This window comes from Brackiella oedipodis DSM 13743 (genome assembly GCF_000621025.1).
GTDB lineage: Bacteria > Pseudomonadota > Gammaproteobacteria > Burkholderiales > Burkholderiaceae_B > Oligella > Oligella oedipodis.
The window spans coordinates 549,593-563,912 of sequence record NZ_KK211205.1 but is presented as its reverse complement, the minus strand read 5'-3'; the positions used below and the strand labels follow the sequence as shown (position 1 = coordinate 563,912).

Genomic DNA, 14,320 nt, shown 5'->3' with positions numbered 1-14,320 from the left:
TAATCAATTACCTTGGGGGCGGAGTGTTAAAGCCAATTAGGCTGACTAAAAAATAAAGCGTTGCGTGCTTGTATTATGAGACGATTTTATTATTGTCGTCGTATTTAAAGAAGCCCTCACCCCCTTCAATACCGATTTTGCCTTGATCGATGTACTTCGATTGCAGAATTTTGACAAATTTAGCGGCCGTCTCATCACCGGCTTTTGCTTGGTTAGTATTTACCGCTAAGACCGTGCGTAAACCGACAGTATCCATAATTTCGCAAGGGCCTTTAGGTGAACCGGTCGCATTACGCCACACCTTATCGATATCCTTAGGTTCAGCAATTTCATTGGCAATTAAATAGGCGGTGGCATGCAATAGCGGTACTAAAAGTGTATTGAGCACATAACCCGGTTGTTCTTTTTTGAGAATAATCGGCTCAAAGCCCATGATTTTGGCAAATTGTGCCGCCTTTTCTAGGTATTGCGAATCACTCTTTTGGTTTGGCATGATTTCGCAGATATTGTGAATCCAAATTTCATTGGCAAAATGCATGGTAACAAAGCGCTCAGGGTGACCCGTAGCATCTGCAAAATCTGAAGGTTTAAGGGTAGAGGTATTAGTCGCCAAGACCGCATGATCTGGCGCATTTTTGCCAATCACTGGCCAGATTTCTTTTTTGAGATCGATATTTTCGGGTACAGCTTCAATCACAAGATCCGCTTGGCTGACCGCCTGTGCTAAATCTGAGGTCAATGTTAAATGTTCTTTGGCTTGTTTGATTTTTTCTTCAGTAGCATCCTGCAAATCCGCTATATAATTCTTGCCTAATTTATCAAAGCGTTTCTGAGCGGCTTGCAAGGCCTCATCATTGATGTCGTAACTCGTCACATGATGACCAGCATAGGCCGCTTGATAAGCAATTTGTGCACCGAGCACACCAGCACCAATGACTGTAATATTTTTGGATTCCATACTGACACTCTCCTATTAGAAATGACTGAAGAAAACGCTCGCTTATTGAGCGTTGCATGAGTATTGACTATTTAATAATAGCATGCTTTTGTAGGACAATTTGAGGGGATTGTACTAAGACGACAGTCAGTATTCACTCGCGTCGTGATCGCACTGTCTTAAGCTGTATTGTTTGCTTAAGGACAGCATTCAGTTTTTTCTTTTAGTGGTCTTTTATTTAGCCGGCGCTTTTAATCACTTAAACGCTCTCAAGCATTGACCCGTATGGCTTATACAATAGGATGGCGCCTGACGTCTGTAAGTCGCACTGTCTAATATGAGCGCTGCTGAGCCACTGCAATTGGTGGTTGCCAAAGGTTCAAATGGCTTTGGATTGAAGATATCCATCTTCGTCAATCGCAAGCGACAAATCGCATCCAATAAGAAAGGGTAATGGCACGCCGTTACCCTTTTTAATCGCCCATTAAGGCAGGACTCACCTATGAATTTAATCGCCCATTAAGGCAGGACTCACCTATGAATATAATCGCCCATTGAGGCAGGACTCACCTATTTTTTCTTCAGTATAACGCTAGTCATTCAACATAACAAGCGATATTCTGCAGAGAACCACTAGCGTGCAGATGTTTTCAGCCAGTGTCGTTTCTAATCCATAAAACGGCTAATGATTTAAAGAGATCTACGGGATGAAAAGGATTTTGAGGATTGTTGGGTAGCGGCGTTCTTGGCGCGTTGTATGGCATCATGAGGTTTGACAACCTGCCAGCAGGAATACGAGCGCAATCGCCGCTAAGAGGCGACAGCGCCATTTGAGTTTGATAATCATGAATGCTATTTTCTATACCTAATAAAAAACCCCGTAAATACGGGGCTATTTTTTCATAATTTATCCTGTTTCTTTAATTTACGTTTTACTAGAAAATCGGTAATTTGATAAATCAAAAATAAAGCAAGATAACCAATAATAGGCGTAATCATTACGCTTATAAAAAACCATTTAATAGGATTTTTATCTAAACAATACGCTATATAAGCGACAAGCGCACATCCTAAAAAGTAATAGAACCATACCCCTTGTACGGTTCCAAACTTTGGTAAAAAATCAAACAACCCACACAAGCTACTATATAGAATAAGCATCTTTCACTCCTGTAACGAGTTTTTTTAACCCATTATATACCTATCGCCCCTGCTATCAGGGCTTCTAATGCCTCACTCTCGTTATCAACCTCTGTATCGGGTAACGGCGGGATAAACTCCTATTGCTATCACGTCTTTTTTCTTATCCTCTGGTCGATGGTATTGCAAACACCAATACTTTTGGCCTGATTTATTTGTAAATAAAGACCTAGCCCATCAAAGTGCTTAGAAACACCAGACAGAGGCGATGGGAGTTGTTTAATTTATTTATCGGTTAAAGGCAAGAGTAAACTCTTAGTAATTAACACTAGAAAAGTTACCCTAAAAGTTACCCTAAAAGTTACCCTAAAGTAGAAAAACAGGCATGAACAGACAAAAACAGTAATGAAACAAAAAAACCTATATTTTTCAGTAGCTTACTTTATTTTATGACGCGATATGAAGGCTTGCGAAAAGAGATTTTGGCGCCTCCGGCGAGAATCGAACTCACAACCCCCCGCTTAGAAGGCGGGTGCTCTATCCAGTTGAGCTACGGAGACGTTTTTAGCGAACCAGCATTTTAACCGTTTCACATAAGCTTGACAATGATTGCTCTTTTGCAAATAAATATTTTTAGACAAGCACTCTATGACTTAGCGGCAAATTTAGAAATTTTCCAAAAAGGTATTGACAAGCCTGACAAATGCCGCTAAAATTTTATTCTTATTTGTGGTGGCTGTAGCTCAGCTGGTAGAGTCCCGGATTGTGATTCCGGTTGTCGTGGGTTCGAGCCCCATCAGCCACCCCAAATAGCTTATTACTCTTATTACTATATAAGCTTATTATTAAATAGCTTATTATTTATAGCTTACTAAAAGCTATTTAAAAGCATATTCATCACCTCGATAGCCACTCTTGGAGTGGTTTTTTTGTGCCTACTCATTATATCTAGCCAGACATCACTTGAATAAATAGTCTATCTACGCTAAAAACCGGCAGGGCTACGCTCTGGCTAAGTGACTCCAATACGACTACAAGCTGTTTCACGTTCAATCACATAAAAAAGCCTCGCCAGACTGTGCACAGGCTAGCGAGGCTAATTAAATATTAATCATCTTTACGACTGGCTAAAGTCTAATTCATCACTGACAGGTTTGGCCTTTTTCTGAGGAACGACACCGGTAGGTAAATTATTAAACCCACGCTCGCTACGACGTAGTTTTGCTTGTTCTAGGTTTTCGCAAGTCGGATCCCCTGCTTCAATCTCTCCGGCTTGGCACGCTTTGACGGCCTTATTGTAATATTTATTACTTGAAGCCAATTCATCGACTGTGTAGTGACCGCTAGAACACGCTGAAAGCGTTAGTGCCAAAGACACTGCTATTAGTGGAATACATTTTTTCAAGACCTTCTCCTTGAACGTCAAATTAACTAAGCATATGCTTTTTTAGGGCTATTTTTAATAGTATATATAAAATTAATAGCGCACTTGCCACACCTAAAATAAGATAAATTTGCGTGGCTAATAAGTAGCCGAGCACTATATTACGATTCAGATTGATGAGAATCGAAATCACCACAAAAGCCGTCCCAAAAAAACCGATATAAACAATTAATAAACGTAGGCTTTCGTAGATCTTCCAAAAAGAATCTTTAACGTCTTGGGGCGACTCACGGAAGGTGAAATATATTTTGATAATATCCATGTAAAACTATATTTTTCCTGGGATGAATAATTAGCGCTACGTTTGCCAATCTTCAGTAGATTTAATCAATCAGCGCCTGTAGTTGCTCTCTAAATTTACCTTCAATTTTGATTGATTTACGTTGTTTTTGATCAAAATAAACTGCCACAATACGCGCAAACGCCGTACATTGATCACCCACAAAAATGGCTTGCTCAAAATTAACGGTGCTATTGCCTAAAGAGCTGATGCGCGTACCAACCTCAATTTGCTGGCCTTTTTCTGTCATTTCCTGCAAAAAGTCGAGCTCTAACCGTACAATCACCAATCCCGTATCCTCAGGAAAATCAAGCGCTTGTTGTACCATAAATTCAGTTCGACCCGTTTCTAGATAGCTTGAGTATACGGCGTTATTGACATGACCTTGCACATCTAAATCGCTATAACGAATTTTGTCCTTACCCAAATAATTAAAGTCAGATTTTTTGATTGACTGCGGCATCTTTATCTCCTGTTTATTTTTTTGAATTTGCCATTTTAATGCAAGGACAAGGCAGTCAAGGGGCTAGCGCGCCGCTACATGAAATAAAAAACCACCTATGCATGCATAGGTGGTTAAATTAAACTAACTATCAAAGGAATTTTAAAATGAACTTAAATATGAATAAATACAAAATCACACAAACCAAACTTGCAAGGCCTGCAGTTCTTGAGCATTTGAGATCATATAACCATTGTATTTATTTTTGTTTCATTTTGCAACAATTTTTTTATTTAATTACATTATCACGACGAAGTGTATCTAGCCATACCATTAATAATGTCCACCCTTCTGAGCTCGTTACAATGAGATTGCAGATTTCTTCAATCTTTAGGGAGTATGAATATGTCTAAAAACATTTTGATTTTAACGACAGCGTTTGGTGTGGAGCGTGATGAGCTCACTGTTCCTGCAGAGCAGCTCAAGGCCAAGGGCCATAAGGTGACAATCGCCACGCCAGACGGCAAATCCATCCAAACCGTGACGGCTGACAAAGACTGGGATAAAGTCGTCAGCGCCGATGCCAAAATTGCTGACGTAGAGCAAAATTTCGATGTCGTGGTCTTACCGGGAGGTACGGTCAATGCCGATAATGCACGCATAAACGAAGATATTCAGCAATTCGTCAAATCCCATGCGCAGGCCGGCAAAACTGTCGCTGCGATCTGCCACGCCCCTTGGGTGTTGATTGATACAGGACTAAGCAAAGGCAAGAACTTAACGTCTTATATTTCCATTCGTTTAGACCTAGAAAACGCAGGCGCTCAGTGGCATGACAAATCCGTGGTGCAATGCAAAGACAATGGTTATTTATTGATTACTTCTCGCAATCCAAATGATTTAGAAGACTTTGTCAATGCCATTGATGCGGCTTAGTGACTTTTGAGTTAAAGCGACGCTTAAAATGGCCGCAAGTATCATTCGTATACTTGCGGCTTTTTACTTGATCACTAGAATCAACAAGGAAATTAATGGGGTCATTGACCTCTATAACGCTGCCACTGTTGTACGATAAACGGCCCCGAAACGGCTGCGAGCATGCCCACAGTGATAATACATAACCCCAGCATGGTTTGCGGGCTAGAAGCCTCGTGGATGGCAAACCAAGCAATAATGGCGGCCACCACCGGAATTAAGGCAGTAAATGTGGCGGCTCTTGCGGCGCCTAATAGCTCGATCGATTTACTAAAAAAGTATAGCGCCAAAATAGAAGAACCTAGCCCTTGATAGAGGATTTGCACCAGCACTGGCCAGAAGCTGACATTAAAAATATGGGCTCCCTTGACCGCAAAATAAAGCGGTGAAAACAATACCGCCGATAAGACGCCCACAATAGCGGTGGCATGCCAGGCACTCAAGCCATAGCGTTTGACCGTGACGGTGTAATTGCCCCAAATAAAACCACAAATCAAAAAAGGCAAATATAAACTAAAGGAAATTTGCCCTTTAAAGACGTCTTCGAGTGTAATAACAACAATGCCAACAATGATCATTATGGCGCCAAATAATATGGAGGATCTGATCTGCTGACGCAACCACAACACACTAATCAGCAAGGAAAAGAAAATCATGGTGCCTGGTACCAGCGTCGCATATTGCCTGACTGGTTGATCTTGCAGTCCCCAAGCAAGCAATAAAATATAGGGAGCCCCAATGCCCGTAACTAAATAAATATAGCCATACCAAGGGACTTTTTTGTGATTATATTTGAGCAATATTGGCAACATCAGAATGCCAGCCGTGGCAAAGCGTAAAAATGTAATATCCCAAAAGTCCAAACCCGTGCTTGCGTCTTGACCTATATGCGTAATGGTCGGAAACGAGCCCCATATCAGAGCAGAAAGTAGACCACAGACGGTTCCTAACAAGAGATGGCTTTGCTGCTTTGGTTGGGTATGGGTGACAGACATAGGGCGTGATAATTGACAATTATGAGTGAAGATCTACTATAGTAGATAACCTGTGTAAATCCCTATTTTTTCATAGCTTGAAACCATGAGTATTCTTTTTGACCTACATCCAGATAACCCCCAATACCGCTACCTCAAGCAGGCCGCACAACTGCTACAAGATGGTCATGTATTGGCAATACCCACAGACTCTAGCTATGCCTTAGTTTGTCAATTAGATAACAAAGACACGGCCAAAAAACTGCGTACCCTACGCGGTGCCAATGAGCAACATCTACTCACACTGATGTGTAAAGACTTATCGGAAATCGCAAAATACGCCAAGGTGGATAACCAGCAATACCGCCTCCTCAAAGCAGCGACTCCAGGTCCTTGGACGTTTATTTTGCAGGCCACCAAAGATGTCCCTAAGAAGGTCTCCCATCCGTCCCGCAAGACCATTGGGATTCGTATCCCGAACCATAAAGTCGTCTTAAAATTACTCGACGTCTTGGGCGAACCGTTGGTGTCTACCACGTTTATGGCGCCCGATGCCGAACTCCCCTTTACTGAGGCAGGCGAATTTATGGATGACTACAAAAACGACATTGCCGGCATTATCACAGCGGGGCCCTGCCAACCACAGGGCACCACTGTTGTCGATCTGACCAGCTCACCTTACGAAGTAATACGACAAGGTTTAGGCGATCCTCACCGTATCGGTCTCTAAAGGTAACCCCTAGTTCAGTAGTTACAAAAAAATTTTAAAATATCGTGTAAACTGGTCAATTAATTAGTATTTACAGCAGGATTCATTATGGTAGGTCAAGCTAACATTAACTTCAAAGGCAGCATTCCCGCCTTAATTACGCCGATGTTTGCCAATGGGGAGGTTGATTACGATTCATTTCAAGCCCTTATTGATTGGCATATACAAGAGGGTTCAGATGCGCTTGTGATTGCCGGTACCTCCGGCGAATCGCCTACTGTTAGTGTCGAAGAACATATCCACCTTATCAAAGAAGCCGTGGAGTATGCTGCAGGCCGTATCCCTATCATTGCGGGCGTGGGCGCTAATTCCACCAAAGAAGCCATCCACCTCCAAAACAACGCCTACGACGCTGGCGCTCAAGCTGGGCTCTCGGTGTGTCCTTACTACAATAAGCCAACGCAAGAAGGCATGTATCAACACTTCAAGACTATTGCCGAGCACAGCCCCTTACCCACCCTTCTTTATAATGTGCCAGGTCGTACTGTGGCCAATATGTCTAACGACACTATCTTACGTTTGGCAGAGATTCCTAATATCATCGGTATCAAAGAAGCTTCGGGCGATATCGCGCGTTTAGGTGATTTATTTTCCCGCAAGCCTCAGGATTTTCAAGTGATCAGCGGTGATGACCCTACGGCAGCGGCTTTGATTCTGTTAGGGGGTCAAGCCAATATTTCCGTCACGGCCAATGTTGCCCCCAAACTCATGCACCAACTATGCATGGCAGCTAGCCAAGGCGATATCGCCACGGTACAACGTCTCAATAACAAACTTTCTCCCCTAAATTCGGCTTTATTCTGCGAAGCCAACCCTATTCCTGTAAAATTTGCCTTGTACAAAATAGGTAAAACTGCCGAATTAGGCTACCGTTTGCCACTTTGCCAACCTTCCGAGCAAAGTCAGCAAACAATCATCAAAGCCCTTGAAGCAGTTGAATTACTATAAATATCCAAAGGATTTTTTCAATGAGCATGAAATCACGTTTTGCCGTTACTGTGTTAGGCGCGGCAGTTCTATTATCTGCGTGTAGTAGCACCGATGACATCCTTGGCTTTGGCGAAGAGCAAGTCGACTACAAAAGCACCGTTCGTGGCGATCCACTCAGTCTGCCACCGGATCTTTCCAAAGCCCAGATTAATCCGCGTTATGATGCAGGTGCAGTGGCTTCTGCCAATGCGTATGCTCAAGCTAGCAAGGATGCCGCGAAATCGGCCCAAAATAGCTCAGCCGTTTTGCCTGAATCAGGCGATGTACAAGTGCTCAGAAGTGGTTCAGATCGCTGGTTAGTCATTAGCAGGGATCCTAAGTTTGTCTATAACAAAGTGATTGAATTCTGGAATGAGCAAGGGTTTACGATCAACGAGGATAATCCGACTGCCGGTATCGTCAGAACGGACTGGGCCGAAAATCGTGCCAAAATCCCAGGTAACTTTTTACGCCGCGTGGTCGGTTCCCTCATTGACTTGGTCTCTGACAGTGGCGAGCGCGAGCGCTTTACGACGCGTTTAGAGCGCGCGAATGGCAAAACTGAGGTGCACATCAACCATGAACGCATGGTTGAGACCCCTATGGACCGTGACGGTAATGAATTCAAATGGTTACCAGCCAAAGAAGATCCAGGTCTCAATGCCGTTATGATTGCGCGCTTTATGCAATATCTCGGTATCAATCAAGACAAGGCAGCGGATCAAGTGCGTCAAGCCAAGACTGTACAAACCCTACAAGTCTCCAAAAACATTGATTTTGATGCCAGCAAAGACGGCCTAGTTACCTCCATTGCGGCACCAGAAGCTTGGCAACGTGTCGGTAATGCATTACAAGCCGCTGGTTTTACTGTTGTCAACCGTGACCAAAGCAAGGGCACTTACGAAGTGCGTTATCTTGATACCGATAACGGCGTAGTACGCAAGGCCGGCAATATCTTTACCCGTATGTGGGGTAGTAATGGTAACCTCAGTCCAGAGGTCTATACCATTCACGTCCGTAATGACGGTGCCCAAACGGTCATTACAGCAGATAATCTTGCCAAAGAAGATCAGGCTTCAGCCACTTCTACTGCACGCCGTATTTTGCGAGTCGTGGCTGAGAAATTCTAATTCTTAGTCACCTCGATAAACCTGTTACCACGGGTTCACTACAAGACACCCCCAACATGCGATGTGGGGGTGTTTTTTTTGGCTCTTTAAGACACTGAAAAAGTGCTCCACCTAATCACAGTTTGTTATTTGGTTTTTTGGGTTGACGTTTAAGTTCAATGAGTGCAACAACCATGCCTAAGAGCACCACAAATAATAGCGCCATAATAAAAGCGATTAATACATTATTGATAAAGACCCACAACACAAGACTGAGTAATAAAATCGTTACGATAGGTCGCTGCAGTAGTTTTTTTAGGAGTCGCATGGAGGCAAGATAGCTTAGACGTCAAGAAACGGTCATTTTAAGGTAATTTTATGGTAAATATAGATAGCTACTAGTAGAAATCCTAGGAATCATCAATAACAAAAATTTCTGTTCTTTTCTACTATAGTATATTAATGAATGATTATTATTAACCTAGATTTACTGGAAATTCTATGAGCTATTTATCCGACGTATACGAGCGTTTTCAACGCACGAACAAAAACGAAACTGAATTTTGTCAAGCTGCCAAAGAAGTGTTGGATTCCTTAGACATCCTCTTCCAAAAAGAAAACAAATACCAAAAAAACGCCATTCTTGAACGTATTGTAGAGCCTGAACGCTTAATTACTTTCCGTGTGGCATGGTTTGACGATGCCGGCAAAATCCAAGTGAATCGTGGTTTCAGGGTGCAATTTAATTCTACCTTAGGTCCATACAAGGGCGGTTTGCGGTTTCACCCAAGCGTTAGTGCCAGTATTATTAAATTTCTAGGTTTTGAGCAAATCTTCAAAAATGCCCTGACCGGTCTACCTATTGGTGGCGCTAAAGGCGGCAGTGATTTTGATCCTAAGGGCAAATCCGATGCCGAAATCATGCGTTTTTGTCAGGCATTTATGTCCGAACTTTACCGCCATATCGGCGCTTGCATTGACGTCCCCGCTGGCGATATTGGCGTGGGTGGTCGCGAGATTGGTTATCTCTACGGCCAATATAAGCGCTTAACGGGCTTATACGAAGGCGTGCTCACCGGCAAGAAACTCTTGTGGGGCGGTTCACTAGCGCGTACAGAGGCCACTGGCTACGGTTCCGTGTATTTTGCCCAAAATATGCTCAAAGACCGTTATCAAGACTTTGAGGGTAAAACGGCCGTCGTCTCTGGGGCCGGTAATGTGGCTATTTATACCATCGAGAAGCTGCAGCAATTAGGCGCCAAAGCCGTTACATGTAGTGATTCTCGTGGCTTTATTTACGACGAACAAGGAATTGATCTAGCCACCCTCAAAGAGCTCAAAGAAACAGGCACCAACCAAAGCCTAGAGGATTACCTCCAAAAACGCCCACATGCTAAATACACGGCAGTCAAAGACTACCGAGAAGGTCGTAATGAGGTTTGGTCTGTACCTTGCGATATTGCCTTCCCAAGTGCCACCCAAAATGAATTAAACCAAGAAGACGCTAAAGAACTTCTCAAAAATGGCTGCACCCTAATTTCAGAAGGTGCCAATATGCCATCAACACCAGAAGCGGTTGATGTCTTTTTGGATGCGGGCATTATGTATGGGCCAGGCAAAGCGGCCAACGCTGGCGGTGTCGCTGTGAGTCAGCTCGAGATGGCACAAAATGCCTCTATGCTCAGTTGGAGCTTTGATGAAGTCGATAACAAGCTTAAAGAGATTATGGCAAATATTTACCAACAAGCCGCTAGCACCGCTGAAGAGTTCGACAAGAAACACAATCTTGTTGTGGGTGCCAATATTGCGGCCTTCCGCAAAGTGGGAGACGCCATGATTGAGCAAGGGGTTTATTAATATCTGCCTTGCTTAAGTGTTAAAGACATGAAGGGTCTTAGCGCCATTCATGTCTTTAATAGCATTAGTTAACGTTAGTTAACATTTAATTTGCTTAATTTATCTTAACTTACCATCATTTGACTTTATTCTTCCTTTATTTGTCTTTATTTAGCTTTAGTTAGTTATCGCTGGCTTGTAATAGAACATCCCTAACTTTAATGTTGTGAAGTGCTGTGAGCGCCTTAAGACTGTAGATGCCACTTAAGTCGCAACGATAGTTTGGCGATATCACTGCCTATCGAGAATTTTGGGCAAGTCACGGGGTTTTTATGAATACAAGCCCCGCTCCTGCCTTTTGCACAGAATCGTAGCCCATGGTAGCCTGGCCTTTTTCGAGTGCACAAAAAAACCGCTTCTCATAGAAGCGGTTTTTTTCAAATCAATGAGTGACCATTATTGAACATTCTCTAAGTTTTGACGCGTCAAAATACCGATGAGATGAGCAATTTCGCTACGCATATCTTGGCGTTCGACCACCATATCTAGCGCGCCTTTTTCGAGCAAGAATTCGGCACGTTGAAAGCCCTCTGGCAATTGCTCGCGCACAGTCTGCTCAATCACGCGTGGTCCCGCAAAACCAATTAGTGCTTTGGGCTCAGCCATGACGACATCGCCCATAAATGCGAAACTCGCAGACACCCCCCCCATGGTAGGATCAGTAAGCACGCTAATAAACGGTAGGCCGTTTTTGGAGAGGCGCGTTAACATCGCCGTTGTTTTGGCCATTTGCATCAAAGAAAATAAACTCTCTTGCATACGCGCGCCGCCTGACGCAGCGACACATACAAAGGCCGTGCGGTTCTCGATTGCATATTCGACGCCACGTACAAAGCGTTCACCCACCACAGAGCCCATAGAGCCCCCCATGAAACCAAACTCAAAGGCAGCCACAGTCGCCGGCATGGCCATAATATGACCGCTCACGACAACTAAAGCGTCTGTCTCTTCGGTTTTTTTGACGGCTTCAGCGACGCGTTCTGGATATTTGCGAGAATCTTTAAATTTGAGTGGATCGGCTGAACGTAGATCGGCACCAATTTCTACCCTACCCTCTGGGTCAAGTAAATAGTCGATGCGTTGACGAGCGCTTAAGCGCATATGAAAACCGCATTTAGGACATACATGCTGCGTACTATTGAGCTCATCACTATAAAGTGCAGAGTCACATCCAGGACATTTGACCCAAACACCCTCGGGGACGCGACGATTATTGCCTTCAGTTTTGTTAATTCGTGGTGGTAAAATTTTGTCTAACCAGCTCATGATAATCCTTTAACGAATGGTTTCTAGACCCTGACGTATCTCGGCAAGCCAAGCGGCGGCAGCCGCCACGGCCTCATGCTGCACGCCCGTTACGGCAGAGTCACCCACAGCCTGGTGTAAGGTCTGGATTAGCTTACTACCGATCACGACGGCATCGGCACTGGTAGCAATCGATTTGGCGCTAGCAGCATCACGTATACCAAAACCGACACCGACTGGAATATTGCAATAGTGTTTGATGTGTTCAACGCGCTGTTGAACTTCTTCGATATTTAGAGTTGCAGCCCCTGTGACCCCCTTGAGTGAGACATAGTACAGATAACCACTGGCAAGTTGTGCTACTTGTTTGATGCGCTCGTCTGTAGAGGTGGGTGTCAATAAGAAAATAGGCGAAATATCAGCTTGCTGCAGCATCTCTTTGAAGTCGCCATATTCTTCGGGTGGATAGTCTACGACCAGTACGCCATCAACCCCGGCTTGTGCCGCCGCTTGTGCAAACTGCGCTTGTCCCATGGCCTCGATAGAATTCGCGTATCCCATTAAGACCACTGGTGTTTTTTGGTCTTGTTGACGAAACTCTGCTACGACCTGCAACACCCCTTTGAGGGTCATGCCAGCAGCCAGTGCACGCTCACCAGCGGCTTGAATGACGGGGCCATCGGCCATAGGATCACTAAATGGGATCCCTAACTCGAGAATATCAGCCCCAGCCTTGACCAACGCATGCATAAGCGCAATCGTCGTTTCGGCATTAGGGTCACCACAAGAGATATAAGGGATCAGCGCGGCGCGTTGGCCACATGCAGTAAACGCCTCTTGAATGCGTTGAATTGACATGGTTATACCTCGCTATCTAAATCAATATGACTATATTCGGCAACGGTATGCATGTCTTTGTCACCACGACCTGAAAGATTGACTAAGATAATTTGATTGTTAGACAATTGCGGCGCGAGTTCCGCGGCATAGGCCAAGGCATGGGCTGATTCTAGTGCCGGGATGATGCCCTCGAGACGACAACAATCATGGAAGGCTTGGAGCGCCTTATCATCGTTAATCACTTGGTATTCAGCGCGCTGAAGCTCTTTGAGCCAGACATGCTCAGGACCTACGCCAGGGTAATCCAAGCCTGCGGAGATCGAATGCGTGTGCATGACTTGACCATCCTCATCTTGCATGACCATGGTACGGTTGCCGTGTAATACCCCGACCTGACCACGGTTGATTGAAGCTGCATGATACGGAGTATCGATCCCTTGACCGCCGGCCTCAACACCGACCAGTTTGACTTCGGGGTAATCAATGTAAGGATAAAAAATCCCCATGGCATTCGAACCGCCACCTACACAGGCAATCACATAATCCGGTTGTTTACCTGCTTCTTGCGGCATTTGCTCGATACACTCGAGACCAATGATTTTTTGGAAATCACGCACCATTTCAGGGTAAGGTGCTGGACCGGCCACCGTGCCAATAATATAAAAAGTATCATCCACATTGGCGACCCAATCGCGCATAGCTTCATTGAGTGCGTCTTTGAGGGTTTTGGAACCTGATTCTACGGGTACGACCTTGGCGCCTAAAAGACGCATACGATAAACGTTACTGGCTTGACGACGTACATCTTCGCTACCCATATACACGACACACTCAAGTCCATAACGCGCCGCTACGGTCGCTGTGGCCACGCCGTGTTGACCAGCGCCCGTCTCGGCAATAATCCGAGTTTTGCCCATGCGTTTAGCCAATAGAATCTGACCAATACAGTTGTTTACTTTGTGGGCACCGGTATGATTGAGATCCTCACGTTTGAACCAGATTTGTGCACCGCCAAGCTTTTTTGACCAATTTTTGGCGTAATAAACAGGACTTGGACGACCTACAAAATGCTTAAGCTCATAAGCATATTCTCGCTGAAATTCTGGATCGTCCTTGTATTTATTAAAACCTTGGCGCAATTCCTCTATGGCATGTGCCAAAGTCTCTGAAATAAATTTGCCACCATACTGCCCAAAGTGACCCCTCTCATCGGGGTATTGGTATTTGTCTGCCATGTTTATGCCTTCAAGCGTGTTTGTAGTGTGTGCGTCAACTTATGCACTGGTAACGAGTTCGTTAT

At 44.3% G+C, this 14,320-nt stretch carries 15 protein-coding genes and 2 tRNA genes; 6 read left to right on the top strand and 11 right to left on the bottom strand.

Features of this window, described 5'->3' with window-relative positions; translation table 11 throughout:
- Positions 1–73: 73 nt before the first annotated feature.
- The 3 genes from Q335_RS0105965 to Q335_RS0105950 form a co-directional block, all read right to left on the bottom strand.
- Entirely contained in the window at positions 74–958 is an 885-nt protein-coding gene (locus Q335_RS0105965; protein WP_028357846.1) for a 3-hydroxyacyl-CoA dehydrogenase, read from the bottom strand.
- Between the two features lie 879 nt (positions 959–1,837).
- Positions 1,838–2,098 (bottom strand): hypothetical protein, encoded by a 261-nt coding sequence (locus tag Q335_RS0105955; protein ID WP_028357845.1) that lies wholly within the window; start codon positions 2,096–2,098, stop codon positions 1,838–1,840.
- Positions 2,099–2,560: 462 nt separating this feature from the next.
- Positions 2,561–2,637: transfer RNA gene (locus tag Q335_RS0105950), tRNA-Arg, on the bottom strand.
- A gap of 172 nt (positions 2,638–2,809) precedes the next feature.
- On the opposite strand from Q335_RS0105950, the gene Q335_RS0105940 reads away from it, so the two are divergent.
- Positions 2,810–2,885: transfer RNA gene (locus Q335_RS0105940), tRNA-His, on the top strand.
- A gap of 309 nt (positions 2,886–3,194) precedes the next feature.
- Here the strand turns inward: Q335_RS0105940 and Q335_RS0105935 are convergent.
- From Q335_RS0105935 to Q335_RS0105925, 3 genes are all read right to left on the bottom strand, one after another.
- Positions 3,195–3,482: an EexN family lipoprotein gene (locus Q335_RS0105935; protein WP_028357844.1), complete on the bottom strand. Its 288-nt coding sequence runs from the start codon at positions 3,480–3,482 to the stop codon at positions 3,195–3,197.
- 22 nt (positions 3,483–3,504) lie between these two features.
- Positions 3,505–3,783 carry a hypothetical protein gene (locus Q335_RS0105930; protein ID WP_028357843.1) on the bottom strand — a complete coding sequence of 93 codons (279 nt, stop codon included), beginning with the start codon at positions 3,781–3,783 and terminating at the stop codon, positions 3,505–3,507.
- A 61-nt stretch (positions 3,784–3,844) separates the two neighbouring features.
- Positions 3,845–4,264, bottom strand: a complete 420-nt coding sequence (locus tag Q335_RS0105925; RefSeq protein WP_028357842.1) for a thioesterase family protein — start codon at positions 4,262–4,264, stop codon at positions 3,845–3,847.
- 384 nt (positions 4,265–4,648) lie between these two features.
- On the opposite strand from Q335_RS0105925, the gene Q335_RS0105920 reads away from it, so the two are divergent.
- Complete coding sequence (locus tag Q335_RS0105920; protein WP_028357841.1) at positions 4,649–5,179, top strand: type 1 glutamine amidotransferase domain-containing protein; 531 nt, start codon at positions 4,649–4,651, stop codon at positions 5,177–5,179.
- Between the two features lie 101 nt (positions 5,180–5,280).
- On the opposite strand, the gene Q335_RS0105915 is transcribed toward Q335_RS0105920, so the two are convergent.
- Positions 5,281–6,213, bottom strand: a complete 933-nt coding sequence (locus tag Q335_RS0105915) for a DMT family transporter (protein WP_028357840.1) — start codon at positions 6,211–6,213, stop codon at positions 5,281–5,283.
- Between the two features lie 85 nt (positions 6,214–6,298).
- Here Q335_RS0105915 and Q335_RS0105910 point away from each other — a divergent pair, with 85 nt between their 5' ends.
- The 3 genes from Q335_RS0105910 (at position 6,299) to bamC (ending at position 9,060) form a co-directional block, all read left to right on the top strand.
- Positions 6,299–6,922, top strand: coding sequence for an L-threonylcarbamoyladenylate synthase (locus Q335_RS0105910; protein WP_028357839.1), 624 nt, complete (start codon positions 6,299–6,301; stop codon positions 6,920–6,922).
- A gap of 87 nt (positions 6,923–7,009) precedes the next feature.
- The gene (dapA, locus tag Q335_RS0105905; RefSeq protein WP_038369435.1) at positions 7,010–7,909 is read left to right on the top strand and encodes a 4-hydroxy-tetrahydrodipicolinate synthase; all 900 of its coding nucleotides are present in this window, start codon (positions 7,010–7,012) and stop codon (positions 7,907–7,909) included.
- 20 nt (positions 7,910–7,929) lie between these two features.
- Positions 7,930–9,060, top strand: coding sequence for an outer membrane protein assembly factor BamC (gene bamC / locus Q335_RS0105900; RefSeq protein ID WP_028357837.1), 1,131 nt, complete (start codon positions 7,930–7,932; stop codon positions 9,058–9,060).
- Between the two features lie 115 nt (positions 9,061–9,175).
- Here bamC and Q335_RS09470 read toward each other — a convergent pair whose 3' ends face one another.
- Positions 9,176–9,367 (bottom strand): hypothetical protein, encoded by a 192-nt coding sequence (locus Q335_RS09470; protein WP_038369434.1) that lies wholly within the window; start codon positions 9,365–9,367, stop codon positions 9,176–9,178.
- Between the two features lie 173 nt (positions 9,368–9,540).
- On the opposite strand from Q335_RS09470, the gene gdhA reads away from it, so the two are divergent.
- The gene (gdhA, locus tag Q335_RS0105890; RefSeq protein ID WP_028357836.1) at positions 9,541–10,896 is read left to right on the top strand and encodes an NADP-specific glutamate dehydrogenase; all 1,356 of its coding nucleotides are present in this window, start codon (positions 9,541–9,543) and stop codon (positions 10,894–10,896) included.
- Between the two features lie 435 nt (positions 10,897–11,331).
- Here the strand turns inward: gdhA and accD are convergent, their stop codons facing one another.
- Genes accD through trpB form a run of 3 tightly spaced genes read right to left on the bottom strand, consistent with a single transcriptional unit; the run spans position 11,332 to position 14,255 of the window.
- The gene (accD, locus tag Q335_RS0105885) at positions 11,332–12,201 is read right to left on the bottom strand and encodes an acetyl-CoA carboxylase, carboxyltransferase subunit beta (protein WP_028357835.1); all 870 of its coding nucleotides are present in this window, start codon (positions 12,199–12,201) and stop codon (positions 11,332–11,334) included.
- A 9-nt stretch (positions 12,202–12,210) separates the two neighbouring features.
- Positions 12,211–13,038 carry a tryptophan synthase subunit alpha gene (trpA, locus tag Q335_RS0105880; RefSeq protein WP_028357834.1) on the bottom strand — a complete coding sequence of 276 codons (828 nt, stop codon included), beginning with the start codon at positions 13,036–13,038 and terminating at the stop codon, positions 12,211–12,213.
- A gap of 2 nt (positions 13,039–13,040) precedes the next feature.
- On the bottom strand, positions 13,041–14,255 hold the full coding sequence (gene trpB / locus Q335_RS0105875) for a tryptophan synthase subunit beta (RefSeq protein WP_028357833.1): 1,215 nt from the start codon (positions 14,253–14,255) through the stop codon (positions 13,041–13,043).
- Positions 14,256–14,320: the final 65 nt, after the last annotated feature.